The 21510-nt window shown below is 36.7% G+C and carries 38 protein-coding genes; 6 read left to right on the forward strand and 32 right to left on the reverse strand.

Annotated elements, in window-relative coordinates; genetic code table 11:
* Positions 1–18: 18 nt before the first annotated feature.
* The gene (locus tag D0T84_RS00825) at positions 19–207 is read right to left on the reverse strand and encodes a hypothetical protein (protein ID WP_163304939.1); all 189 of its coding nucleotides are present in this window, start codon (positions 205–207) and stop codon (positions 19–21) included.
* Between the two features lie 183 nt (positions 208–390).
* Here D0T84_RS00825 and D0T84_RS00830 point away from each other — a divergent pair, with 183 nt between their 5' ends.
* From D0T84_RS00830 to D0T84_RS00845, 4 genes are read left to right on the forward strand one after another with little or no spacing between them, the layout of a single operon-like run.
* Positions 391–666, forward strand: coding sequence for a helix-turn-helix domain-containing protein (locus D0T84_RS00830; protein ID WP_163304941.1), 276 nt, complete (start codon positions 391–393; stop codon positions 664–666).
* Between the two features lie 2 nt (positions 667–668).
* The gene (locus tag D0T84_RS00835) at positions 669–884 is read left to right on the forward strand and encodes a hypothetical protein (protein WP_163304942.1); all 216 of its coding nucleotides are present in this window, start codon (positions 669–671) and stop codon (positions 882–884) included.
* 9 nt (positions 885–893) lie between these two features.
* Positions 894–1283, forward strand: a complete 390-nt coding sequence (locus tag D0T84_RS00840) for a hypothetical protein (RefSeq protein ID WP_163304944.1) — start codon at positions 894–896, stop codon at positions 1281–1283.
* Positions 1280–1429: a hypothetical protein gene (locus tag D0T84_RS00845; protein WP_163304946.1), complete on the forward strand. Its 150-nt coding sequence runs from the start codon at positions 1280–1282 to the stop codon at positions 1427–1429. Before D0T84_RS00840 ends, D0T84_RS00845 begins: the two co-directional genes overlap by 4 nt.
* Here D0T84_RS00845 and D0T84_RS00850 read toward each other — a convergent pair.
* From D0T84_RS00850 to D0T84_RS00910, 13 genes are all read right to left on the reverse strand, one after another.
* The gene (locus tag D0T84_RS00850) at positions 1424–2347 is read right to left on the reverse strand and encodes a hypothetical protein (RefSeq protein WP_163304948.1); all 924 of its coding nucleotides are present in this window, start codon (positions 2345–2347) and stop codon (positions 1424–1426) included. The two genes, D0T84_RS00845 and D0T84_RS00850, sit on opposite strands and share 6 nt — an antisense overlap.
* Positions 2344–2814 (reverse strand): hypothetical protein, encoded by a 471-nt coding sequence (locus tag D0T84_RS00855; RefSeq protein WP_163304950.1) that lies wholly within the window; start codon positions 2812–2814, stop codon positions 2344–2346. The genes D0T84_RS00850 and D0T84_RS00855 overlap by 4 nt, the downstream gene beginning before the upstream one ends.
* A gap of 258 nt (positions 2815–3072) precedes the next feature.
* Positions 3073–3276, reverse strand: a complete 204-nt coding sequence (locus D0T84_RS00860) for a hypothetical protein (protein ID WP_163304958.1) — start codon at positions 3274–3276, stop codon at positions 3073–3075.
* A gap of 175 nt (positions 3277–3451) precedes the next feature.
* Positions 3452–4942 carry a phage portal protein gene (locus D0T84_RS00865; RefSeq protein WP_163304960.1) on the reverse strand — a complete coding sequence of 497 codons (1491 nt, stop codon included), beginning with the start codon at positions 4940–4942 and terminating at the stop codon, positions 3452–3454.
* 11 nt (positions 4943–4953) lie between these two features.
* A complete protein-coding gene (locus D0T84_RS00870) occupies positions 4954–6129 on the reverse strand; it encodes a PBSX family phage terminase large subunit (RefSeq protein ID WP_163304962.1) in 1176 nt (391 codons plus the stop codon).
* Positions 6095–6622, reverse strand: coding sequence for a transposase (locus D0T84_RS00875; RefSeq protein ID WP_163304964.1), 528 nt, complete (start codon positions 6620–6622; stop codon positions 6095–6097). Before D0T84_RS00875 ends, D0T84_RS00870 begins: the two co-directional genes overlap by 35 nt.
* Positions 6623–6667: 45 nt before the next feature.
* Positions 6668–7366: a DNA methylase gene (locus tag D0T84_RS00880; RefSeq protein WP_163304966.1), complete on the reverse strand. Its 699-nt coding sequence runs from the start codon at positions 7364–7366 to the stop codon at positions 6668–6670.
* Complete coding sequence (locus D0T84_RS00885; RefSeq protein ID WP_163304968.1) at positions 7344–8057, reverse strand: phosphoadenosine phosphosulfate reductase family protein; 714 nt, start codon at positions 8055–8057, stop codon at positions 7344–7346. The genes D0T84_RS00880 and D0T84_RS00885 overlap by 23 nt, the downstream gene beginning before the upstream one ends.
* Before the next feature lie 96 nt (positions 8058–8153).
* Positions 8154–8546, reverse strand: a complete 393-nt coding sequence (locus tag D0T84_RS00890; protein ID WP_163304970.1) for an ASCH domain-containing protein — start codon at positions 8544–8546, stop codon at positions 8154–8156.
* Positions 8547–8689: 143 nt separating this feature from the next.
* Positions 8690–9406, reverse strand: a complete 717-nt coding sequence (locus D0T84_RS00895) for a phage antirepressor KilAC domain-containing protein (RefSeq protein ID WP_221413102.1) — start codon at positions 9404–9406, stop codon at positions 8690–8692.
* Positions 9407–9752: 346 nt separating this feature from the next.
* A complete protein-coding gene (locus D0T84_RS00900; RefSeq protein WP_163304972.1) occupies positions 9753–10004 on the reverse strand; it encodes a hypothetical protein in 252 nt (83 codons plus the stop codon).
* Positions 10005–10015: 11 nt separating this feature from the next.
* Entirely contained in the window at positions 10016–10267 is a 252-nt protein-coding gene (locus D0T84_RS00905; RefSeq protein WP_163304974.1) for a hypothetical protein, read from the reverse strand.
* A gap of 52 nt (positions 10268–10319) precedes the next feature.
* Entirely contained in the window at positions 10320–10547 is a 228-nt protein-coding gene (locus D0T84_RS00910) for a hypothetical protein (RefSeq protein WP_163304976.1), read from the reverse strand.
* Positions 10548–10703: 156 nt separating this feature from the next.
* On the opposite strand from D0T84_RS00910, the gene D0T84_RS00915 reads away from it, so the two are divergent.
* Positions 10704–10985 (forward strand): helix-turn-helix transcriptional regulator, encoded by a 282-nt coding sequence (locus D0T84_RS00915; RefSeq protein ID WP_163304978.1) that lies wholly within the window; start codon positions 10704–10706, stop codon positions 10983–10985.
* Positions 10986–11021: 36 nt separating this feature from the next.
* Positions 11022–11606: a hypothetical protein gene (locus D0T84_RS00920; protein WP_163304980.1), complete on the forward strand. Its 585-nt coding sequence runs from the start codon at positions 11022–11024 to the stop codon at positions 11604–11606.
* Positions 11607–11733: 127 nt separating this feature from the next.
* Here the strand turns inward: D0T84_RS00920 and D0T84_RS00925 are convergent, their stop codons facing one another.
* The 18 genes from D0T84_RS00925 to D0T84_RS01015 all read right to left on the reverse strand — a co-directional run bounded on the left by D0T84_RS00925 (position 11734) and on the right by D0T84_RS01015 (position 21510).
* On the reverse strand, positions 11734–12153 hold the full coding sequence (locus D0T84_RS00925) for a hypothetical protein (protein ID WP_163304982.1): 420 nt from the start codon (positions 12151–12153) through the stop codon (positions 11734–11736).
* Positions 12154–12315: 162 nt separating this feature from the next.
* On the reverse strand, positions 12316–12963 hold the full coding sequence (locus tag D0T84_RS00930; protein WP_163304984.1) for a DUF1660 family phage protein: 648 nt from the start codon (positions 12961–12963) through the stop codon (positions 12316–12318).
* A 15-nt stretch (positions 12964–12978) separates the two neighbouring features.
* Positions 12979–13197 carry a hypothetical protein gene (locus D0T84_RS00935; protein WP_163304986.1) on the reverse strand — a complete coding sequence of 73 codons (219 nt, stop codon included), beginning with the start codon at positions 13195–13197 and terminating at the stop codon, positions 12979–12981.
* Positions 13190–13870, reverse strand: coding sequence for a hypothetical protein (locus D0T84_RS00940; RefSeq protein WP_163304988.1), 681 nt, complete (start codon positions 13868–13870; stop codon positions 13190–13192). The genes D0T84_RS00935 and D0T84_RS00940 overlap by 8 nt, the downstream gene beginning before the upstream one ends.
* On the reverse strand, positions 13867–14172 hold the full coding sequence (locus D0T84_RS00945) for a hypothetical protein (RefSeq protein WP_163304990.1): 306 nt from the start codon (positions 14170–14172) through the stop codon (positions 13867–13869). The genes D0T84_RS00940 and D0T84_RS00945 overlap by 4 nt, the downstream gene beginning before the upstream one ends.
* Positions 14169–14540: a hypothetical protein gene (locus D0T84_RS00950; protein ID WP_163304992.1), complete on the reverse strand. Its 372-nt coding sequence runs from the start codon at positions 14538–14540 to the stop codon at positions 14169–14171. Before D0T84_RS00950 ends, D0T84_RS00945 begins: the two co-directional genes overlap by 4 nt.
* Before the next feature lie 3 nt (positions 14541–14543).
* Positions 14544–14693, reverse strand: a complete 150-nt coding sequence (locus D0T84_RS00955; RefSeq protein WP_163304994.1) for a hypothetical protein — start codon at positions 14691–14693, stop codon at positions 14544–14546.
* 11 nt (positions 14694–14704) lie between these two features.
* A complete protein-coding gene (locus D0T84_RS00960; RefSeq protein ID WP_163304996.1) occupies positions 14705–14950 on the reverse strand; it encodes a hypothetical protein in 246 nt (81 codons plus the stop codon).
* A gap of 7 nt (positions 14951–14957) precedes the next feature.
* Entirely contained in the window at positions 14958–15515 is a 558-nt protein-coding gene (locus tag D0T84_RS00965) for a hypothetical protein (RefSeq protein ID WP_163304998.1), read from the reverse strand.
* Between the two features lie 20 nt (positions 15516–15535).
* On the reverse strand, positions 15536–15964 hold the full coding sequence (locus D0T84_RS00970; protein ID WP_163305000.1) for a hypothetical protein: 429 nt from the start codon (positions 15962–15964) through the stop codon (positions 15536–15538).
* A gap of 112 nt (positions 15965–16076) precedes the next feature.
* Positions 16077–16274, reverse strand: coding sequence for a hypothetical protein (locus tag D0T84_RS00975; protein WP_163305002.1), 198 nt, complete (start codon positions 16272–16274; stop codon positions 16077–16079).
* Positions 16275–16296: 22 nt separating this feature from the next.
* A complete protein-coding gene (locus D0T84_RS00980) occupies positions 16297–16626 on the reverse strand; it encodes a hypothetical protein (RefSeq protein WP_163305004.1) in 330 nt (109 codons plus the stop codon).
* Between the two features lie 62 nt (positions 16627–16688).
* Entirely contained in the window at positions 16689–17189 is a 501-nt protein-coding gene (locus D0T84_RS00985; RefSeq protein WP_163305006.1) for a hypothetical protein, read from the reverse strand.
* Positions 17190–17204: 15 nt separating this feature from the next.
* Positions 17205–18677 carry a replicative DNA helicase gene (locus tag D0T84_RS00990; protein WP_163305008.1) on the reverse strand — a complete coding sequence of 491 codons (1473 nt, stop codon included), beginning with the start codon at positions 18675–18677 and terminating at the stop codon, positions 17205–17207.
* Positions 18625–19398, reverse strand: a complete 774-nt coding sequence (locus D0T84_RS22495) for a Lin1244/Lin1753 domain-containing protein (protein ID WP_221413103.1) — start codon at positions 19396–19398, stop codon at positions 18625–18627. The genes D0T84_RS00990 and D0T84_RS22495 overlap by 53 nt, the downstream gene beginning before the upstream one ends.
* Before the next feature lies 1 nt (position 19399).
* Positions 19400–19582 (reverse strand): hypothetical protein, encoded by a 183-nt coding sequence (locus D0T84_RS01005; RefSeq protein WP_163305010.1) that lies wholly within the window; start codon positions 19580–19582, stop codon positions 19400–19402.
* On the reverse strand, positions 19554–20450 hold the full coding sequence (locus D0T84_RS01010; protein WP_163305012.1) for a DNA cytosine methyltransferase: 897 nt from the start codon (positions 20448–20450) through the stop codon (positions 19554–19556). The genes D0T84_RS01005 and D0T84_RS01010 overlap by 29 nt, the downstream gene beginning before the upstream one ends.
* A gap of 193 nt (positions 20451–20643) precedes the next feature.
* Positions 20644–21510: a DNA methyltransferase gene (locus D0T84_RS01015; RefSeq protein ID WP_185155668.1), complete on the reverse strand. Its 867-nt coding sequence runs from the start codon at positions 21508–21510 to the stop codon at positions 20644–20646.

The following is a 21510-nucleotide window of genomic DNA, read 5'->3' on the forward strand; positions in this document are numbered from 1 at the left end:
TGTCGTGTGATTATATTGTTAGATTACTTCTACTGCTTCTACTTTATATGAATTAGCTATGTAACAGCCAGCTTCTTTATCATCTTGTTCGTAGACAGGTATCAATTCTAAAGCTTCGCTTTCAAATCTTAGAACTTCTGATACTTCATTGCCTGTGATTGTATCTACTACTACGAATCTTGTTTTTGTTGAACTTGCTATTCTCATATCTGTTGTTATCAATAATTCAAACTATGTTTTTATTTTCTTTATACAAATATCAATATATAATTTGAAATGCACAAATATTTTTCAATAAATTTTCAAATTATTTTTTGATTTATTTATCAATACATATAGTTATAGTTTGAAAACAAGTACTATATTTGCATCAAACTATAGTTTGAAAATATGTTATTAGAAAGAGTAAAATCAATCTGCGACGAAAAAGGCATAACGCTAAAGATTCTCGCAGAGAAAAGGATGAATATAACCTATCAGGCGTTATACGCTGCGTTATCAGGAAACCCCACCATAGGAAAGGTGAAAGATATTGCCAACGCTCTTGGAGTTGATTATATAGAGCTTCTTGAAGAAAGATCAGAAGTGAAAATATTAATCGAATATCAGGGAGAAACCAAACGTATAACCGAAACTGATTTAATTAAACTTTTTAATGAGAAATAAATATGAATACGAAAGAGTTTTTCAAAGAAGCAATTATTCAAAAACTAGAAAATGAATATAAAGGTGTTACTCGTTATGCTAACATATATAACATGTATAGTAAAGATTTTACGGTATCCCAAACTATATTCATTGAAGCTTTAAATGAATTGGAGACAGAAGGTAAAATAATAGTTTCCCAAAATCGAAATTTCATTGAACTCCCAAATAGAAGATAGCCAATAACCATGACCGAATTAGAACAATATCAAAAAACGACTGAACTCCTGAATATGCAGGGAGAAAAGCCAACCGATGAACAGGTACAGGAGACAATCTCAATCATTAACGATAGATTGGCGTATAAACCTATCAACCGGCACGTAAATGCAGCCGTAAAAGAGGGCTATTTGAAAGCAGTCGAAATACTCGAAAGCAAAGAAGTCGATTTCAATAAAGTGGATGCTTCAGGCCTCAAAACTGTGCAAGGTCGTGCGATTGCTTCCCTCGCTTGTGATTATTTAGTGGGGTTATGCGCTAAAAATACGCTCCTTATGGTCCCGCTCAAAGATGAAACTTGGGGCAAGCATAAGAGAGAATTAGAAGATAAGTTAGGAATAAAGGAGGTTGAGTTATGAGCATCCAAGAAGAAATAATAGAATTACGGGCGACTATTGAGCAGTTCGCCAAAGCTAATAATTTGACTATTGATGAAGCTTGCAAATTGTTACTAATGAAAGGCAAAGACGTGCAAAATGAAGTGAAAGAGCAGACAGACCTATAATTCTATCACTGGCATCTCCGGTTGTTTAGGTACATAGCTCTCATCTTCCAATATCCTATCAAATTCTTCATCAGAGCATAATATAGGGATGGTAACACACATGCACATGACGTGAAATCCGCTAAACTTAAACGTCTTAGGAAATACAAGACCATTCATAGCCGTACATATTGGACATATTGTGGCAACTCTATTTGAATTTTGAATGCGATAGCCTATAACAGCGGGGTTTTGCTGAAATCTTAGATACTCCGCCTCCCTGTAAGCCCTATTAATTTCATTTCTTGCGAGACGAAGGGCATTTTGATAGGAAGATCGGTAGACTCCACGCCCCGGATTAAATTTCAAATCCTTTGGAGAAACTCTTAAATCTCCGAATTTATCTCTAACACGTCTAATCCGTGAATTTGAATCTAACAGATATTTTTTAATGTCTTTCGCTAAAGACTTCGCAGACTGGCCATTGCTAACAGCCGCATTCAAAGCAGATTCAAGTTCATTTCTCAAATTAGCGTTTGAGTTCCACACCCTATCAGATAGGGTCAAGCCTTTAATTTTGCTTTCTCTGAAAGTTTTTAAAGCTTTTCCGTTGTGTGGTTTAAAAGCCCTTGGAGTTACTTTATTTCTTTTACCGAATACTTGATCTACCAAAGTATCGTTCTTCTCATTTGACAAAGCCCAGACCTCCGTAGTGCGATTGTTTACATACAAGAATAACCGGACATTGACTTTATTAATCAAATCATCTGCTTTCTTTTTTATTGCAGGGTGATTTTTGAATAAGAAGTATTCTTTATCGGAAATACCGGCTAAAGATGCAGCAACGACAAGATCATCTACTAAATTGCCATAGATATTTTCGAGGTCTTTTAGTATTCGGAGTTGAGTTTCTTTATATTTTTTGTCGTATTTGTTCATATATTACAGAAGAAAATATCTTTATTATAGAAATCTCGAAAGCTGAATAATCCGTACACCTTTGGGTAATAAGACTTCAATTCAGTCCAGTCATAGAGATAAAAAGGTTCATCGAGTAAACTATCGCAAACCTCTATCGTTTGCCCTGAACGCCCACCGTTATGCATCTTGATACCTATCATGTGGTTTTTTTCCCTTGTTGCTTGAATCGAAATAAGAGCAGGCCAGTAAAGAACGTTACTTTCAAATTTTATATCTATTTTCGGGAGTGAAACGAGTTTCCCTGTATATTTTAGTGTATCAATCCAAAAGGAGTGACCATCTTGAAATAACCAGTTCGTAATTTGACCAATATTGTTGCCAGCTTTGCTTAGCTCTAATCGTTCGTCCGTTACGAAGTTTTCTAAATTAATAACATTTGCAACTGAGTACAGTCCACAACCATAACCTCTTTCTTGTGTTAGCATTGTTTTTCGAATAAAGTTTTAAAGAATACTTTCACCCACATACATGACGCTTTAGTAAACACTTTTACCCACAACCAAGCAATATACCATTTGCGAGGCTGAATATTTACAGATAATCTACTACCTATTGAGGGAGCTTGTGATATTTTGAATTTAAGTAGGTTCATAATTAAATAGACTTCCGTTTACCGCTTTTGTATCTTCTCGTTGGTCTATTCTCTCTGTGATATAGAGAGCGGAGGAAATTTAGGATTGCTTTCATTTGTTATCTTTTTTTATTCTTTCATTAAATCTCATTACCAACTCACCGACCAATAAATCATAGTCGCTATCAGGTTTTGCAGGGATATGCCTTGTGGGTATTTCCCTCTTTTGGAACATTTCATCTGTCATTTTATCTACCTTTTCGAGTAGTTCTTCATCTGACAGCTTGCATAATCTAAATGATACAATTGAGTTCATGTTGGTTCAATTTATGGTTCAAAATTCAATACAAAAGATTTAGGTATAAGCATAAATAGCTCCGTTTCACTCAACCCTCTATTCTGTTCTCTCTGTATGGATGTAGTTATTACAATCCATAATGATATTATGCAAATTGCATAGAAAATATATTCATTTATTTTTTTACCTTTTTTCATTCTTCATTTCCTCCTATCGGATAATTACTATACTCATTTTTCTTTGCTTCATCGGCTTCGATTGCATCAATTTCCGTTTCAATATCATCTTCTTCTACTAGTCCGGCAAGGATAATACCAGTCTTTCTTGATGCGATACCAGAACCCACCGCATCAGATGCATCTTTTATTTTTTCTGACACGGAATCAATCATATAAGGCACAATCTGTACATCTATATCTATTGTTTCGGCTGCATCAGCATACGCAGTATTAACCGAACCGATAGCAGACACAAGGAAGTTATACCTACGTTGCAAATGTTCGCCTAAAGTTTCAGCGTGCATCTCTACGGCCATGTGAGCCCCCATAAATGCATATTTGAAGCTCACCCCGGAGAAAGCATTACCTAAGCCTTGCAAGTTCTCGAAACTGATACGAGGCGTATTTGTAAGCGAATAGACTCTTTCTGTCAACGTATCTATCTCCAACTTTGCAGCTTCAGGTGTTTGCTGCCAGGACAGATATTTAAGATCGCCACCGTTCTCGACTTTAACCATACCTCCCCGTGCTGCTTTTGGATTGTTGCCTGTCACTTCACCGATAGCGACCAATTTCGGGAAGAAATTATAATCAATACAATCACCATAGTTCGATAAAATAGTCTCAAGACGATTTCGGATAGGGCGTATTTTTGCACATAGCGATTCAGGTCGTGGACTGTATATTGTTGGATTTTTAGGAAAGTTATGTCTGAAAGGATGTTTATCCGCATCTTTCCAATCTGCACCATTTTGCACCCACAAATAAACATGCATATCATCTACGAATTGAAAATAATTAACGACAGTGCCGTCAGTCTGTTTTACCTTGTATTCGCGCCCCAACCCCTTGTAATCATTCACATCATCAAAAAACGGATAAAGCACATCTCCGCGAAAAGGAGACCAAATAGCACACTTAAATTTGCGGGTAGCATTAGCCTTAACTCCAAAAGCTGATTTTACTTTATTCAGAATAAGTTTCCAGAAGCTTTTATCTTCAACTGTATACCAATACTCTGCAACTTCTGTTTCTGCCAACCAAGATCGGACAATGCGTTTATTGTGATACTTAATTTTATTTTTGCGATCGATAGTCTTAACCACTTTGAAAAGCTCTTTCTCTTTATCATCGTCAGTTTCACAGGTCAAGTTAGGCTCTGTACCGACAGTAAAGGCAGTATGAATATTGACTATATCCTGTTCGAGTGGTAACGGAATACGATTAACCGGTTCTTCTTTGGTTACAGCAATCTTTATAATCTTATTCGTTAATGGATCTCTTTCTTCCGGCTTGATAACTTTTATTTCATCAGGGCGTTTTTCCTTATCCATAACATCATGAAGCATCGGATCCCAATCTTTACGGAGTTGATCTACATCAGGCAAAGGCGTTTTTCTAGCCTGCTTGATTAGCTTTATCTTTTCGGATATATTTTCTTGAGCTAATATTTCTTGTAATGTCATACAACTTTATTTTAATGAAACACCCCCGATAAATCGAATGACTTCCTATTTCTACCTAATATTTCCGAAAGAACAACATACCTACTCGCATCTATCCCATGATTATATGCATCAATAGGTTCATTCAACCATCTCTCGTCTTTATCTTGAAGGTATGTGTAGTTCTTAAACTCTTTAATCAGATTCACAGACCGTTTCGTTACCTTTATATTCAATTCGAGCATCTTGTTTATTCCTGCCATAATAGAACCTTTGAATTTTTCGACAGGATAAATATTAATACCTGCATTTTTAACCTCCTGTATCAGGCGGGGATCTGCGCTTTCTGATATTACTTTTAGTCCACTATACGGCTTTAGTTCTTTAACAATATCGGCAGATAGCATTTGTGTCCGATAAAATAATTCATCCAAATACAAAGTGTTATCCAATAGGGAAACATCAATTCCCGTTGACGGGTCATTGGTATAACCAAAATCCAATCCTATCCACCTCTTCTTTACCCATTGCGGCACTTCGTCTACAATCTCAATATCCTTAAATATAAGCCCCTCAATTTGCGCTTGTAATCCTAATCCATATATCTGCCAGAGAGATTTATTTTTATGCTGTAAGCTCTCTATTTCGTCTATGATAGTTTTCTCCAAAAAAGGATTGTCTTTATATGTAGAAATGAAATGAAATGTTTTTTCTTCTTTATTTAGGTCACATAGCCAATGGTCATCGCTAAAGGAAGGATTATAGTCAACAATGGCAAACTTTGTTGTACGCATCTTGAGTTGTTGCCATTCTATGAAAAGAAGCTCGTTAGCCTCATTCACATATAAAATATCTCTTTTACGCCCTCTCAATTTTTGCTCTGAATCGGTTGAGAAAAATTCAATCCAAGATCCATTAGGGAGAGTGTAAATCATCTCCGTTTTATTCAAACACCCGGAGTCAAAAATCCCCATATTATATAATATCTCTTTGAAGTCGACAAATACAGATCCCTTTATAGCAGGGAGGGTTGCACGTACAATAGACAGACGTGTAAATGGATGTTTAAGGCAATAATTTATAAGCCAAATCAGTATATTATACGTCTTGGAGCTTCGACTACTACCTTGAGCTGAAACAACATTGAATCCATCCTTTATAGCTTCGTCAACCTTACTGTATATCGGTGTTGTCTGAATCTTTGGCATCTACTTTATCTCTACTGTCTATTACTTCAATGATTATAGGATCGGTCTTAAAATCTTTTCCATTTGTTGTTATATCTACCTTCTCTGTTTGTTTGTTCCATTGTTCAGGCTTCCTGTTTTTAAGCCAGAATATCATAGAAGTAGGGTCAGGGGGGAGTTCTTGGTCTAATTCTACAATTTCAACCCTCTCTGTCTCGAACCTCTTACCTTCTTCTGTATATGTTACCTCTTTAACCTTGAAAGCTTGCTGCGTTTTTATTTTCATGCCAATCGCCCGTCGATAAAGGGTACTTTCTACAATTACATCAAGCGGAGCACGTCCCTTTTTTAATGCTTCGGATAATTCGGTAATACGACCCTTTAATTCAGAGAAATAAGTTTCATTATATCCGATATTGGCGGCAATCTGCTTGTCGTCTAACCCATCTCTCGCCCATCCTTCGATACGGAGAATGTTTTGTTTATCAGTAAAATCAAACTTAACTTTTGCCATTGCTCAACTCTCTATCATGTTTTCAAATAATTCACCTTTCACAAACTACCCTATTCTTTCCACCATATTAGCAAATTCTTCTCCTTGGATAAATTTGGAATCTTGAGTAAACCCAAATCTTTGAAGAAACGATTCTTTTGCTTTTGTGTTTTTAAACACTAAGGATACGTATGTCTCATGATTGTCTACCATTTCATTTGATTGCTTACGAACTTCCGCCTTTACATTCTTAACATGATCTTTCATCTCTTCATATGGCTTAGATAACTCTTGAAAATCTGCAACGATATCATTTTGCACATCGAACGATATATCAATACCGATGATACTTAAATCTTGTTCTGTTAATCCCGCATTTTTGTAGTCTATATCTGGAATAATAGACGCCAGTATATCGTAATCCCAACTACCCATTGCATTTGGGTTATTGAAAAATATATTCAACTCTTTCTCAGTTTTCTCATCAACCTCTATGAGCTCTACTTTTATCTTGTAGTCGTTTTCGGGGAAGTTATTCAGTTCATCAAGAATACTTACTTTTTGGTGCCCGGAAACAAGTGTATTGCTTGTTGTCTTATTTACGACAAGCCCCCCGACGACACCATATTTCTTTAAGCTACCTTTTAATTGCTTTCTTGCCTCATTTGATATTTTGCGTGGATTATATCCTGCAAGTTGAATCTCGGAGCGATATAATTCAACTGTTTCAGACTTGAAGTATTTATTTAATTCGTCCTCTTTCATCGTTTTGGCTTCTTAGTGATTGTTGGTAATCGTATAGTATTTTTTCGCTTAACGGGAAAGCGGAAAGTATTTTCTGTAAATCTTGAGGATAATTATCTTTCAAAAAAAGATACACCTTTAGGTCAAACCATAGTCCGTTGCCTGCCTCTTTAGAATATTGTATCGGTTCAGGCAAGTTTCTTGATTTCAAATAAGCTAACACCTCTTTCTTTTTCCATAAAGACAATGGGTATACATTCTTTGTTTTATTATTTATAGCCTGTAGATCGTAATCATCCCCACGGAGCATAAGCCTTCTATTGAGACTATCTGCTTGCTTCATGCCATAGAAACACCATTCGATGCCAGTTTTGACACGAACACGTTCTACAATGTCTTTAAGCAACAATAATTTTATTTTAGGATCAGGCTTGCAGTATAAGCCTATTTTTAATACCCTTGACATATTCCAATGTGGGACTTCAATGAAAGAAACATTTGGGTATTTTACTTTTGAGTAGTTTATAAAGCGGTCAATATGGCTAAGCCCTTTTACGAAATACATATAAACGCACATCACCTCTTTGAAATGTGGTGCAATCAAATCCAACATCGCTATTGAATCTTTACCACAAGAGTAAAAAAGTAAAATGCGGTCGGTCTTTTGACTAACCGCTTTTACAACTTGTTCTGTATGCGTTAGAACATTCATTTTGCGCCAAAGAGCTTATTGTAGTCTCTTTGTTGCTGCGTCCTACTTTGAATACGCCCGTCAGCACCTCGTCTTGATCCAATTCTTGCCATATGTTTAACAATTAGTTTTATTTAATATTTTACCTAAAGAATATTCTATTTCTGAATAAATATACTCTTTACCATCAAGTTCATATGTCAAATCTTTACCATCGTCATCAGTCAACATGTACACCATAGCGTCTTTCACTTCAATTAACATACTCCGCCTATCGGTTTCATAACCATGATAGAATTGAATAGCATCATATTTCACAGGCACGACCTCGTAATCTACGTCATCGGGCACCAGATTTTCGCTTTTGTAAGTTTTGCCGTTAACATCTACACATATTGCGTATTTGCTGAAACTCGCATTTGGGCGAATTTCTCTAACTTCACTTTTCTGTTCGCCTGACAATATACTATCAAACGTTTCTTTTCTTAAAACAAGTTGTAATACTTTCATTTTTAATGCAATCTTATTTGTTAAAGTTACCACTAATAAACACTATCTCTTAAAAATACGAATTATTGAGGCAAACCGTTTGCAAAGTGTTCGTAAAATAAAGACACCCATAAAAAAATGAGTGTCTTTTGAGTGACAAAACGCTATACTTCTATAGCTAGAAACTTGTTAATAAAATATATTTGACCTTTGCCAGTTACTTTTGTCGTTTTGTTGATTGTTGTATGATCTGAATGGGTAACAACGGTTTCTTTGATTTCGAACAGACCTAAATCCATAGCTCTTTGAGTGGGCGCGTTATAGTCTGTGCCTTTGCGACTGATAAGGTAATTGTTTTGCCTTAACCATTCGAAAAGACGGTTTTGACCGATTTCGACACCATTCTGTTTTAATATTTTAGCAAGCTCACCTATAAGGATAGATGTTTTTGCAGCACTTACAGCATTTGTAAATAATACTTTCGGGGCATTCTCTTTGGCTTCTATTTTCAGCCGTTCGTTTTCTTCTGCTTTATCGGCTAACTCTCGCAAAGCTTCTGAATAACTTTGTGGCAAAGCAATCTTTTGAGCTTTTAGTTCCAATTCTTCCCAACGGAGGATAAGTTTCGCTCTCGCTTCATCATTGAATTTTGTTGCGACATAGAGGCTTTCTGTTTTTGAAAGTTCGTACATAGGTAATTTTCTGCCTGTTGAATCTTTATAATCACTGACGTTAAATTTGACGCCAGTAATTCTAGCCCAGGCATCTTCCATGTTCCTGATCGCCTTTAACACATTATCATGTGTTTTACCTGTAATCTCTGCAATTTCTCTACTAGAGATTGTTTTCTGATTAAATTTTTCTAATTTTGTTGCTGTCATAAGATTTGATTATTTAATGTTTATGATAACAAAGAGGTTATCGCACCGGCCAAAGTTTGATTGACCTCTTTGTTTTTATTACTACTCTCTTTCATTTTCATATATCATTTTATTAAAAGAAAAGTCATCAATCAAAAAGTTGCATGTTGTGGCAGTCTGCAACTAATCAATTAATGACTTCTTATATTTTTATCAACGACTGCCACGAAGTTGAATTATTTTGCAATATTAAGAATAAAATTTATCAAAAACAAACTTAATTGTCTGATTATTAATGTATTGTATTGTTGTAACGCTACAATATATACGGTGTAACTGATTGATTTTTATGGGGTGGCTTTAAGCATTATAAATAAGTCTCTGAAACATCCTCTCTGACAAGTTCGCTTATTGCCGAACTAATATCACAGATAGTTGATGTGCAATCTGATTCAGCATCGGTTACCGAGTTTCTGTACCCTACTAATTCGCAACCCTCTTTATAATCTGGCACATTTGCTAATATGATTTCTTTCGCAGCATTCAAAAGTTTTAAGGCTTCTGTAAAAGCGTCTATTCTTTTTTGGTATCTTGAACCTTTGATTTCTATTGTTGCCATGATGGTAGGTATTAAAATATTTCTTCTATTCTATTTCTCACCTTTTTGTAATAACCTTTTTCGAGCATACTGACTTCCGTGTGGCAATTTATATCTGTTAGCCGGTATTCTATCAGAGCGCATTTGTAGGGGTCGATATCTCTTGCTTTTTCATGTTCGCTTACAAGCTTCATGATGCCATCATAATCTATACCCCAACGGTTCTTTGCATTTAAGGCTCTCATTTTGTCCATATCGGACTCTTTTAATTTAATTGTACTCATAATCGTTGATATTTATATTATTTATATTTATTCTCTGTTTTTGGGGGGTAAATTAATCACCTGAATATGCACCATTAGCATAATAACTGTCTATCTGGTATTGGCTCATTACTGTAGGGCTTGATACTCTCTGAGGCTTTAATACTTCGATAACCATATAGAACTTATCCCTGCGAGCTTTAGACCACGCCAGTGTCAAAGCCTGTGACATTGTGAAGCCTTCATGTTTTCTCAGGTGGTGAGCAAGGCGCATGATTTTGGATTTGTTGTAACGTATCATAATTGTAGCGTTTAAATTACTTTCTTGATTCAAAAGTAATATATAAATTACACAGAACAATAGGTAATAGAAACTTTAACATTACTTTAATATTTACATAGTAGTTTATATATTACAATTGCTTATTTTTGCATGTAACTTATAAATTACTATAATATGTCATTGAGAATAAAAGAGGTTTTAAAAGAGAAAGGATATACTATACAATCATTATCAGAAGTGATGGGAGTAAATAGAGTGTCTCTTACGAATAGTATTAATGGTAATCCAACTGTTGAAACTTTAGAGAAAATAGCATCAACAATAGGAGTAGATATTTCAGAACTATTTATTAGTGATGGGATAATGGGTATAATAAGGGCGAAAGGAATTACTTACGAAATAAATTCCATTGAGGATTTGAAAAAAATTTTGGCTGAAATAGAAAGTGTTAAATAATTTTATAGCTTTGTATCATAATCTAAAATTTATGATATGAAGAAATTATTATTAGTTCTGCCTTTAATATCTTTTTTCATCAGTGGATGTTCTACTTCCAATAAGAATCAATCAGATGTACTAACACATAAAGCCGATTCACTTCATAATGTAATTCAGGAGATAACAAAAAACGAGGACAACTACATAGAAATCCCATTTTCTAAACTTATCTCATTATTCAATTCTGATTCATTGCATTTTGATAAATCTATAAAAGATATTGGCTTTAATCGAAACGAAAATTCTATACTATATTTCAAAGATGGGTTTAGAGTTGACACTAAGGGTATAGGGATAGGTCATTTCATGTTTCATAATATACCTATGATTTTTAGAACGTACGATGTAGATTGGCTTACATATACCTTCCCTATCAATCGTCTTTCATATTATAAAACTTCAATTTTAGAGAAAGGCGAATTCACAAAATTATATGAACAAGAAGTCGTTTTTATAGATAAATACAATATTAATTTTGTTCGTGAAGTTTATGTTGACCGCATAAGCAAATTAGAGTATGAAGTTTCATATTATAAAGATTATGGTAAAATAAGGATATCAACAAGAAATTATTGGTAACTCTTAATCTTTATGTTGTGATAATCTTTCAAATAAAGAGGATATACACCCAGCGCAGGGATTTTCCGGAGTAATCAAAAGTTGTGATAATCTTTCAAATAAAGAGGATATACACCATATCCTCTATTTATTTCAACCCCTCCATTTCGACCTTAAATTGCATCTCGGCTAACACAACATCACAATTTCCCCTAAATTTAGTGTACTTTTCGTAATAGAAAGTAAGATTCTTCATTAGGTTACTGATATGCGAGGGCGAAAGTCCGAATAATATAGCTAACGATTGACGTAAACCCCTTATGAGAAAGTCATCCGCTAAAGCACGAGGACAATAAAGTATCAATATGCAATATAAAAACACTTGCCTATATTCGGTGTTGTCTTTCCCCGGAAAATCCTGTATTTCGTTCGCTATAACTTCGAACCAATTATACAGCAAAGGAATATGTTGCAGATCTGTTAATTGAGGCTTTAGTATCTTTGATTCCAGAATCTCAATTCTTTGTCTTAATTCTGATAATTCTTGTAAGTTTTTTATTGTTTCCATACTCTGAAATATAAATTAATGTTTAACTTTGTATTACAGAGTTCTTTTTATAAAATTAGACGTTTAAAGGGGCAGCCTTAGTCGTGTGGGGTTGCCTTTTTTTATGAAAAAAGCCTCCGGGATTGGAGGCTAAAATGTTCGGCGTTTTTTTTAAATGGTAAATTATCCCGTTTTTTTAGATAATAGAGCTATATGAATATCAGAGTCCAAAACTAAACCTCCATTAAGGACATGTTCTATTAATCCATCCGGCAATGCCCTTGTTTGCTCAAGCGTTGGTCTTTTCCATTTATATACACGAACATAGTCCGGTATATTCTTATACGATTTTGTATGTTGCATAAAAGCTCCGCAATCGCATTTTATCATAAAAGGAGTAACCCCTTTGTCTTCGTATAATGTAACTTTATGCCTGTTACATTTTTCACATTCGTATAAATCATATATTCCGCGCCCGTCATATATATTAGCATCTTCAATGGTTGATGCCATTTCAATATATCTTTCTGTTATTGTTTCTTTATTCATGGAACTTTCTTTTTTAAATGGTAAATCACTCTTTTCTATATACTTTAACCGGAAATAATCAATGAGAGTCCTAATCTTAAAGCATATCCCTTTCACAAAGCAGTAAGGTTGTAACAGTAAGCCCCCTCTACGCCAAATCATATCAGGTTTGAATCCCAGGCTTTCAGCGCCGGAATAATGGTAATACTCGTGGCTCTGACATCTTTTGCATATCAAATACCCCGAATCGTTATAGTCTTTGCCGGTCTTATGACCAAATAGTGTACATAGTATATTTCTCATTATTATGATATTTTATTACCAATATTCTTTTACCTGACCTCTCATCCACGAATTGTAAGGATGATAAGATTTAGGAAATTTCCTATCCATTTTGTCCCAATTATCCTCGAAACTTAATTCGTTCACATAGATTATCCCTGAGTATTGAGTCCTGCCAATAGCTTTTATACAGGCTTTTTTTCTTTTTCTAGGTAGCTTGACCTTCTTTGTTTTTATAATGGTTCTTTCAATCATGTTTCTCTGGTTTATCAGTCAATTCATAATCATATACCCATACATAAGGGTTGCTCTCCCAAGTGCCTTTACCGTTTATTCTGTTAATGAGAGCTGCGTAAGCATCTCGGGGCGAATCATACAATGTTCTTGTTTTCTCCCAAATTCCATCTAATTTACTCTTTCCCCATACATCATTGACATAATGGCGGTTATCATATTTACTAACTTCGATACCCTCTTTGATACAATCTTCATCCGATATATCTTGCAACCGCTCGGCTCTGAGGTCTGTAACCTTTATAAAGTGTCGGGCAGCAGAAGCAGGCATAAAGAGTTTGTTTTGCCATTTTACCAAATCTCCATATACAGAATCTAAAATACTTGTATCATTTCCATACTGATACAATATTTTTCCTCCCTTGTATGTTAGAGTTTCATGTATGGGAAAAACGGTAAAGAACATATCGCTATCATCAATATATGGCTCTTTGAGATACAGCACCTCTCCAACATTATAACGAGGTCTTATTATCTTCTCTTTACCGTATACATCTACGCCTGCTACTGATATAGCCTTATCATATATTCTTATGTTGAATAACCCCTTTGTGCCAATTATCCGTCTTGTTTGGGTTTTTATTCCTTTCACCGTTTTTTCGTGCAACGGTGGTATAAAGCAAATTCCTTTCATGATTGATTCCTCCTTTTTCTGATTGTTTTTACATATACAACTTCCATTTCTGGATTATCCTCTGAATATTTATATAGTTCATTGTAGGCTTCTATTAGAGAGTCTATATCTTTAAATTCCCTATCATCGTTATCGATATAATATGTTGTACTTGGCTTGCCAAAGCTGAATCCATCTGATAGTCTTGGAGTAACTGTTTCGGCAGAAATTTTATTGACATCATCTCTGTATTGTGATATATGACCATCGGATAGACCTATGCTATGTATAAATTTTAGATGTATATCCATTCTGGTTATCATATCTTCTCTATTAAATAGGTTAATACTGCATCAAGTAAATCGGATTCGGCTTGATGGTAAGTGTTTCCATAAATATCCTCACAAACGAAATATGGATTGTCGGTAAAAAAATGGCCATGATAATAGATTTCGTTATCTACATCGTATCCGCAACCAACACCGCAATAAATACCCTTGTTATCTCTTATCCATTGCAGAGCCTCGGAGGCAGAAGGTGCGGAAATACAATCTTCATCGTTTTGATTATTCCAGTCGAACCTTCCGTAGTTTTCTTCCATATCTCCATCCATCCAATATATATCGCTTGTCTCTCTGTCAAAACCCAATTTTTTCAGCTTCTTTGCTTGCTCAAATGTTACTATATTCATATTTTAAAGTTCTTTTCCGTCAATTGGTAAATTTTCCATGCAGTAATCATCCCAGCATTGGTAACACATTGCGTAAGGCGTGTTATCAGGCACTTCGGTTGCGTCAAATTCCTTTCCGCAATCTTCACAAATGTTTGTTTCTGTTTCGTTCATGATGTGTAGTATCAGTTTCTGAATGCTTTAATAAAATCTTCTAATTCTTCATCGCATGAAAAGCAAATAGGTATAGGGCTTGCATCTGTAAAGGGTTCTACTTGAAAATCCCAAAAAGCATCCATGTGTAATATTGATTTATCATTTAGTTTTAGTTCGTTCCATCTTTCGTATGGGTGATTTCCCCCATTGTCTGTTTCAATAAAACCTAATCCCCATAGGTATTCATATTCTGGTCTATAATCTTGATATGCCATAGTTTTTTTACTTTAAAGTGTTGATATCAATTGCTAAATCTCGCTCTATTAGTCCGTTTACATCGAAATGCCATTCATAGAGCTTTTGGAACAATTCTGTTTGATTAAATACAGCTCCCGGCCTATCATCATAGGCTTGTATCTTCTTGCTATTTTGCGAAGAGAAAAAAAGCGACATTGCCATAAATCCTTTGTGGCTAATATCATACATGAATGAATATTGCTTAGCCTTTATGTTATTGATGGCATAGCATCTCCCGTCTTCCAGAATGGCGTCATACTCAGCTTTCCTGTAGCATATTTTTGCCAGCTCCACTATAGGAATCTTCCCATCTTCTAAGCAAGACTCGTATAGGTCGGACATCGGACGAAGAATAGGACGTAGTTCTTGAATACCCAACAGAAAATATCCGACTTCTTTATTTGTTATGGAAATTTCTTCATTTTTATACCCATTACCATCCCAATAATCTACTTTCCCTATAAAATCTATCCCATTCTTCCTGGCTTTCAGTTCATACGGCAAATAACCGGCTATATCTTCTAATTGTAGTTGTTTTTCCATTGATTTTAATTTTTACTGGCTCACAGTTTCAACCATTCTTTGTTTTTTAAATCGTATTTGTCTGTCGGAGTACAAACCCATTGAGGATTTACAAACACATACTTTTCTACAATAGGGAGCAAGGCTTGAACAGCCTCTTTGGCAAATGTCTCTTTGTCTTTTCTTGAGACATAACATTCAGATTCAAAGTCGCAACCCGATGAGAAGTCGTGCAATTGTTCTCCGATATAATCTTCAATATTATCTACTATTATATTTACAGATTTTTGCACATCGAAATGTCTGACCGAGCCAATAGATATAATAGGCGAAGATTCATCTTTATCCTCAAACTCTTCATACCCTTCGTCATACTTATGTTGAGCATCTTTAATAGCTTCCTCGATGCTATCGAATAAATCGGTGCAATTCCCATTTTCAGGGAACCATGAATACTTGTTTTCTTCCATTGCTTTCTTTTTTTATTGTTATTAATATCATTGGCACAAGGCATACATAGATAATCCATTTATTTGAAACATATTACCTATCATTATTCCGTTTGGTTTTATCGTTCATAATTTATTTATGGTTTAAATATCGTTCATCCTTCAATATATCATTATCCGGGTCTAATATCGACACAAGTTCAAAGACAAGACCTTCGGTTATATTTGCTGCATATTGGTAATTAATAGCATTGCCCAGCTTGATAATGATTTTTGCCCTTGTTTTAGATTCAATCTCATTCATTCGGAAAACATCTATAATACTTTTCATAATACTTCTTTTAATATTATTTTTATACCTTCCCCAACGCTTTATCTATTGTTTCTCTAAATGTGGTTCTACTCGTAGCGTTCGCTAATGTATTGTACAGTCCTTCCAGATCATCATTAACGAAACTTCTGTAAGCACTATCCAGTAGCTCTACGGCCTCTTGAAGTTCTGTTAACAATTCGGGGGCTGTAGCTATCAATTGTGCATTGGCTATTTGTTCCTCCATTCCGTGTTTTCCTTTCGATTCACATACAGAATAATAAGAATCGGCCGTTAATACTTGAAAGCCCATACCTGACCGATTCCATTTGAATGATCCGTCTTTACATTTTGTTCCTTTAAATTCTTTCATTCTTATTTTGTATTTATGGCGAAATCGCCGTAATTAAAATATCGATGTTCTCTTTTTGTAACTTAAATATTCATCCTATCCTCAATCAAATTATTTACTTCGTCCGCTATATCAGCCATCTCAATAGCAGCATCAATACCCGTTATTTTAGATACCTTTTCTGTAAACGAAAGAATGCTATCCCTTAGCTGCTGTAAGTCCTTTGTTACCTCTCCGAATAAGTCTAGCCCGTCCAGAACTTTCAAGCTGTTGATGCTATCCTGAAAGCAGACAGACAGGATGTTTATAGCCTTCATGTCTCTTATCAGTTTTTCGCCCTGCTCTCTGGTTAGGTTTCTGAGTGGACTTGTGCTGTACATCCAATTGTTGTATTCGGATTCCAGTACCTCGCACACCTCTTTTACCGATGCTCCGCTTTCCTCTATTTGCCTTCGGTAGATATTTGCCAAGGTTATCTTTCCGGTAGAATTATACCGGCTGGCAATCCGAGTCTTTATCATTCCGTTGGATTGGAATATGCGGATGGTATTTTCTATTTTATTGGGTTCAAATAATAGTTTCATATTGGTTGTTTTTTTTCAGAATGGCGTACCCTCTGATGCTGTGCCCCTGGTAGTTGCCGTGGGGAATTGCGTACTGTGATGGATGGGGTAATCAGATATCCGTTTAAATCTATCATCGTGGTGAAATATGACCGAATGGTTTCTTATACCATCCCTGTCTTTAGCAATTAAGATTTTACCTCTATTCTGCCACGATTCGCCCTTAGAGTCTGAGATATCCTCTTTGTAGTAGGCCGGGCGGTGGATAAAACATACCTTATCCGCATCCTGCTCTATGTTTCCCGATTCCCTTAGGTCTTCCAAATCAGGCTCCTTTACAGCTTTAGCTTCATCAGATAGTCCTTTGGGTGGACGGTTCAACTGGGCTAGCAAGATGGTGGGGATATCAAGCTCTTTGCATAAACTTTTTAGTGAGCGGGTGATAAATCCTATTTCTAAGTCGCGTCTTTCGAACCGGGCGCTTGTACCTATAAGCCCCAGATAGTCGATAACCAGAAGGTCTAGCTTTTGTTTTCGCTTCTGTTTTCGGGCTATCGACTTTATTTCGCTAACCGTAATCGAAGGCTTGTCTACAATTGTCAGATTCCGGTTGTAGAACATAGATGCTTGCCTATCCAGCGCTTCCCATTCATGCTGGCTCATTTGCCCGGTTTTCAGGTTGTAGTTGCTTATAGATTCATCCTCCAACAAGTATCGCGATATAAGCTGATTCGCTGACATCTCTATCGAGATAAACAATACATGCCTCCCTGCATTGAAAGCCGCTTTAGAGAACGACAAGGCCAGTTGCGTTTTACCCATCGACGGTCTTGCTCCGACTACAATCAGGTCGGGCGAACGCCATCCGCCCAGAAAAGCATCATCCAAGCCTTTCAGCCCGGTGGTTATGGATATATCCAAACCCTGCTGTTTCAGCTTCTGAACCTCAGACGCTTTATCCAGTGTGTTTTTGATCGCTTCATTGATAGTGATGGTGCTCTCTCCGGTTGAACTGATAACGATTTCCGTACATTTCTTCTCAAATTCTTCGAGCGTCTCAGATACATCTATCGTGTCATCGAAAGCCATTTGCTGAATAGCTGATGTGGCTGAAATTATCTGCCGGGCAATAGACATTTGCTTTATTATCCGTGCATGATGTTCGATGTTTGCGGCCGAGCCGATATTCCCGGTCAGGTCTGATACATATACTGGACCGCCAACCGACTCCAGTTCGCCCATTTTTCTCAATTCTTGGCTCACAGTCAGCATATCAATTGGCTCCGACCTAAGTCCCAGATTGGATACAGCCTTGAATATCGTTTGATGAACGGGATCGTAAAAGTCATCTTCGGAAAGAAAGCCATCTATAGACTGAAACGCTTCTTTTTCGAGCATAACCGCGCCCAGTACCGCTTTTTCCAGTTCTCTGGCTTGCGGTTGAATCCTGCCCATTTCAGTCATAGGTAATCTTTCCTGTTTCTTCTTGTTGTGATTTTGGTTTTCCATATTCTTTTTTAGCCCAGTTTAGTACGGTTCGATACAGATTTACATAACGTTTCCTCAAATCCTTGCGATTCTCTATCTGTTCCACAATATCCGCTATTTGGCGGCTCGAGTAACATTCTTTCAATTTAAGAAACTCTACCTCTGTGATTTGCGAAGGAAAGTTCTTAGGATTGGCGCAATATGGCGCTGCTTTTTTTATCCAATCATCAAATTTCTCAAAATCCGAAAGGGCGGGTGAAGAAACGCCAGTTTCTTTCTTATCTCCGTTAGGAGATTCTTTCTTTGTATTATCTACTTTACTATACTCTGTTGGAATTTTGCTCAACGGTCGTTGAACGGTCGTTGAACGGCTGTTCTTTTTTGCTCGCTTTTCTGCCGATTTTTTACCAGCCAAGCTCCTTTGCTCACGGATATTTTCAAGAGGTATCATTCTATCATTAAAACTTTCGGAATAAAAGAAGTCTCCATCATCGGTAGATTTAAACTTAAATAAGTCGAAGTTCTCTACAATGCTTTTTACTAATTCAGAACTTACATGTAAATCGAAGGCTATTAAATTATAATCTTTGGTACACATGTAGTTTGAACTTTCAAGCAGTCTTTCGAGAATAGCAAAATATACCCCATATCCTTCCATCTTATGCCTCATCCGCACGGCGATAATCTTATCATCATTACGAGCATTGCCATCATGTGGAAAATAAAAAGATTTCTTTGCCATATTACTTAAATTCTAATTGATTCTGTCCCCTTCTTTCAAGTTCGTCTTTGTATTGCATCAGAGCCTCTTTCACTCTTGTTTCGGTACGCATCAGCCCCAACGGCAGGACGCCATGTAGCCGGTCCTCACACCGGGCTACTCCGTGTTGTAATTGTTCATTTGAGTAATCTTTGATTGTTTTCATAATCTTCAACAGCTTTAAATATTTGATAAATAAGAAGTGGCGCTACTGCGTTGCCTCCGGCCTTGATAGATTCTGCTCTAACTTTTGTAACCGCTTTTGAAATGATTTTGTCGATTTCTTTTTCAGATAGTAATCCCATACTATCGTCTCTAATGCGATGTCGCAGTAGTTCGGTGGAAAACCCATCATCTCCATTACAAACCGGTGATTGAGTCGGGAAGTCTCGCCAGTCTGCTGGAATGCTCTTTTCTGTAAAGAATCCTGATTTCTTTTTCCAGTGTTCTTTGCTGGATTGTCGTTTGCTGTTGGGGTAGGTAACAGTTTTAAGTCCATAAACTCCGTTTTTCCATTCTGGTTGCAGACTTTTAATCCCTGTGTCTGTGCGGTGGGCAATAAAGAATGTTCTATCTCTTCTGTGTGGAGCATTGACGGCACAAGCTGGAAGTATATACGGTGTGACTTCGTACCCGACAGCCTCCAAGTCAGATTGCACCTCGTTGAATACCATCCCTCCATTCCAACTAATAATGCCGCGAACGTTTTCGCCCACAACCCAACGCGGGGAAATCTCCCGAATTGCTCTAAGCATTTCCGGCCAGATGTGCCGGTCATCGTTCTTTCCGAGCCTTTTCCCCGCAACACTGTGGGGTTGGCAAGGGAATCCTCCCGCAAGGACATCCACTTTTCCTCTCCAAATAGAGAAGTTTGTTTGTTTAATGTTTCCATAGTGAGGTATATTGGGTTTATAGTGGTTTAGAATTATATTACAAAACTCATCTATCTCACAGGTGAAGACGGTTTCCCATCCGAGCCAATCACCAGCAAGCGAGAATCCGTCTATACCGCTGAATAATGTCGCAAGTTTCATCACTTCATCAATTTATAACTATCCATATAATTGCCCACCCTGTACGGTTTCTTTCCCCGGGTGGCTGATATTGTTTCCAATACATGCAGCTCGTTTGCAATCCTGTAAAACTCAGGTATGCTCATCTCCGCCATATTGTGAGAAAGGAGATAGTTGTATATCTCCTCTATCCGGGATTGGGTCTATTGTTGGTTCATACAAACATTGTTAGTTGTTTTTTCGACTCCAAGGCGGCATTGCAGTTCCTTACAGCCGCATTAAAGTAACTCTCTTTCAGTTCAACGCCTATTGCTCTGCGGCCTCTCAGTATTGCCTGATAAGGTTCTGAGCCTATCCCCAGAAAAGGAGTGTAAATTGTATCACCTTCGTTCGAATAAAGAGTCAATAACCTGTCTATAGTGTCTAATTGCAGGGGGCATATATGCTTCTCGTCCTTTTCGTCTCGGCTGCCTTTCAGGTTCAGCGTATTAGAGTAATTTATATCATACCATACAGGGGATGCGTATTTTTGCCATGTATCTACTGAAATATCACATTTTACAGGATTGTCCCTATCACCATCCCTCCGAAACACAAGCACATAATCGGGCAATCCTACCCTGCTCATTGTAGCGTCTTTCTTTACTTGTTTGTGAAGCAACCCTAATGCTTTTGTGCGTTGCATCTCGACTACCGGGTCTTTCCAGATGGTTATGCGTGAGTGATAAATAAACCCTTCTTTTTCGAAAGATTCTCTTATCATATTCGAAAAATCGCGCAATCCAATAAACCCTTCTTTTCCTTTCTGTATAGGCAAATCCATACAATGAACACATACATTACGTCCTTGCATCATTACCCTGTGCAACTCCTTTACCAGAAAAGAGAAAGCAAACAGAAACTCATTGTAGTCTTTAGAGTTTCCCATATCTGCTATATCATCCGAATACGTGTACAGCTCAGCAAACGGAGGGGAAAATATGGATAGCCCTATTGATTCATCCGGCAATAGTGGCGTTACTTCCACGCAATCGCCATGATACAAAGCATATTCATCTGTAATTAATTGATTCCTTATCAT

The organism is Dysgonomonas sp. 521 (assembly GCF_010501055.1).
GTDB lineage: Bacteria > Bacteroidota > Bacteroidia > Bacteroidales > Dysgonomonadaceae > Dysgonomonas.

Excerpts from the sequence above, each read along its gene's own strand:
- D0T84_RS00860 (WP_163304958.1), bottom strand. The coding sequence starts at position 3,276 with ATGAACTCAATTGTATCATTTAGATTATGCAAGCTGTCAGATGAAGAA.
- D0T84_RS00855 (WP_163304950.1), bottom strand. The coding sequence starts at position 2,814 with ATGCTAACACAAGAAAGAGGTTATGGTTGTGGACTGTACTCAGTTGCA.
- D0T84_RS00890 (WP_163304970.1), bottom strand. The coding sequence starts at position 8,546 with ATGAAAGTATTACAACTTGTTTTAAGAAAAGAAACGTTTGATAGTATA.
- D0T84_RS00840 (WP_163304944.1), top strand. The coding sequence starts at position 894 with ATGACCGAATTAGAACAATATCAAAAAACGACTGAACTCCTGAATATG.
- D0T84_RS00940 (WP_163304988.1), bottom strand. The coding sequence starts at position 13,870 with ATGAAAGGAATTTGCTTTATACCACCGTTGCACGAAAAAACGGTGAAA.
- D0T84_RS00910 (WP_163304976.1), bottom strand. The coding sequence starts at position 10,547 with ATGATACGTTACAACAAATCCAAAATCATGCGCCTTGCTCACCACCTG.
- D0T84_RS00895 (WP_221413102.1), bottom strand. The coding sequence starts at position 9,406 with ATGACAGCAACAAAATTAGAAAAATTTAATCAGAAAACAATCTCTAGT.
- D0T84_RS00960 (WP_163304996.1), bottom strand. The coding sequence starts at position 14,950 with ATGGCATATCAAGATTATAGACCAGAATATGAATACCTATGGGGATTA.
- D0T84_RS00970 (WP_163305000.1), bottom strand. The coding sequence starts at position 15,964 with ATGGAAGAAAACAAGTATTCATGGTTCCCTGAAAATGGGAATTGCACC.
- D0T84_RS22495 (WP_221413103.1), bottom strand. The coding sequence starts at position 19,398 with ATGGCAAAGAAATCTTTTTATTTTCCACATGATGGCAATGCTCGTAAT.
- D0T84_RS00850 (WP_163304948.1), bottom strand. The coding sequence starts at position 2,347 with ATGAACAAATACGACAAAAAATATAAAGAAACTCAACTCCGAATACTA.
- D0T84_RS00830 (WP_163304941.1), top strand. The coding sequence starts at position 391 with ATGTTATTAGAAAGAGTAAAATCAATCTGCGACGAAAAAGGCATAACG.
- D0T84_RS01005 (WP_163305010.1), bottom strand. The coding sequence starts at position 19,582 with ATGAAAACAATCAAAGATTACTCAAATGAACAATTACAACACGGAGTA.
- D0T84_RS00980 (WP_163305004.1), bottom strand. The coding sequence starts at position 16,626 with ATGAAAGAATTTAAAGGAACAAAATGTAAAGACGGATCATTCAAATGG.
- D0T84_RS00885 (WP_163304968.1), bottom strand. The coding sequence starts at position 8,057 with ATGAATGTTCTAACGCATACAGAACAAGTTGTAAAAGCGGTTAGTCAA.
- D0T84_RS00845 (WP_163304946.1), top strand. The coding sequence starts at position 1,280 with ATGAGCATCCAAGAAGAAATAATAGAATTACGGGCGACTATTGAGCAG.
- D0T84_RS00900 (WP_163304972.1), bottom strand. The coding sequence starts at position 10,004 with ATGGCAACAATAGAAATCAAAGGTTCAAGATACCAAAAAAGAATAGAC.
- D0T84_RS00950 (WP_163304992.1), bottom strand. The coding sequence starts at position 14,540 with ATGAATATAGTAACATTTGAGCAAGCAAAGAAGCTGAAAAAATTGGGT.
- D0T84_RS00865 (WP_163304960.1), bottom strand. The coding sequence starts at position 4,942 with ATGACATTACAAGAAATATTAGCTCAAGAAAATATATCCGAAAAGATA.
- D0T84_RS00990 (WP_163305008.1), bottom strand. The coding sequence starts at position 18,677 with ATGGAAAACCAAAATCACAACAAGAAGAAACAGGAAAGATTACCTATG.
- D0T84_RS00835 (WP_163304942.1), top strand. The coding sequence starts at position 669 with ATGAATACGAAAGAGTTTTTCAAAGAAGCAATTATTCAAAAACTAGAA.
- D0T84_RS00920 (WP_163304980.1), top strand. The coding sequence starts at position 11,022 with ATGAAGAAATTATTATTAGTTCTGCCTTTAATATCTTTTTTCATCAGT.
- D0T84_RS00880 (WP_163304966.1), bottom strand. The coding sequence starts at position 7,366 with ATGAAAGAGGACGAATTAAATAAATACTTCAAGTCTGAAACAGTTGAA.
- D0T84_RS00965 (WP_163304998.1), bottom strand. The coding sequence starts at position 15,515 with ATGGAAAAACAACTACAATTAGAAGATATAGCCGGTTATTTGCCGTAT.
- D0T84_RS00915 (WP_163304978.1), top strand. The coding sequence starts at position 10,704 with ATGTCATTGAGAATAAAAGAGGTTTTAAAAGAGAAAGGATATACTATA.
- D0T84_RS00870 (WP_163304962.1), bottom strand. The coding sequence starts at position 6,129 with ATGCCAAAGATTCAGACAACACCGATATACAGTAAGGTTGACGAAGCT.
- D0T84_RS01010 (WP_163305012.1), bottom strand. The coding sequence starts at position 20,450 with ATGAAACTTGCGACATTATTCAGCGGTATAGACGGATTCTCGCTTGCT.
- D0T84_RS00985 (WP_163305006.1), bottom strand. The coding sequence starts at position 17,189 with ATGAAACTATTATTTGAACCCAATAAAATAGAAAATACCATCCGCATA.
- D0T84_RS00945 (WP_163304990.1), bottom strand. The coding sequence starts at position 14,172 with ATGATAACCAGAATGGATATACATCTAAAATTTATACATAGCATAGGT.
- D0T84_RS00825 (WP_163304939.1), bottom strand. The coding sequence starts at position 207 with ATGAGAATAGCAAGTTCAACAAAAACAAGATTCGTAGTAGTAGATACA.
- D0T84_RS00875 (WP_163304964.1), bottom strand. The coding sequence starts at position 6,622 with ATGGCAAAAGTTAAGTTTGATTTTACTGATAAACAAAACATTCTCCGT.
- D0T84_RS01015 (WP_185155668.1), bottom strand. The coding sequence starts at position 21,510 with ATGATAAGGAATCAATTAATTACAGATGAATATGCTTTGTATCATGGC.
- D0T84_RS00975 (WP_163305002.1), bottom strand. The coding sequence starts at position 16,274 with ATGAAAAGTATTATAGATGTTTTCCGAATGAATGAGATTGAATCTAAA.
- D0T84_RS00935 (WP_163304986.1), bottom strand. The coding sequence starts at position 13,197 with ATGATTGAAAGAACCATTATAAAAACAAAGAAGGTCAAGCTACCTAGA.
- D0T84_RS00905 (WP_163304974.1), bottom strand. The coding sequence starts at position 10,267 with ATGAGTACAATTAAATTAAAAGAGTCCGATATGGACAAAATGAGAGCC.
- D0T84_RS00925 (WP_163304982.1), bottom strand. The coding sequence starts at position 12,153 with ATGGAAACAATAAAAAACTTACAAGAATTATCAGAATTAAGACAAAGA.
- D0T84_RS00955 (WP_163304994.1), bottom strand. The coding sequence starts at position 14,693 with ATGAACGAAACAGAAACAAACATTTGTGAAGATTGCGGAAAGGAATTT.
- D0T84_RS00930 (WP_163304984.1), bottom strand. The coding sequence starts at position 12,963 with ATGAGAAATATACTATGTACACTATTTGGTCATAAGACCGGCAAAGAC.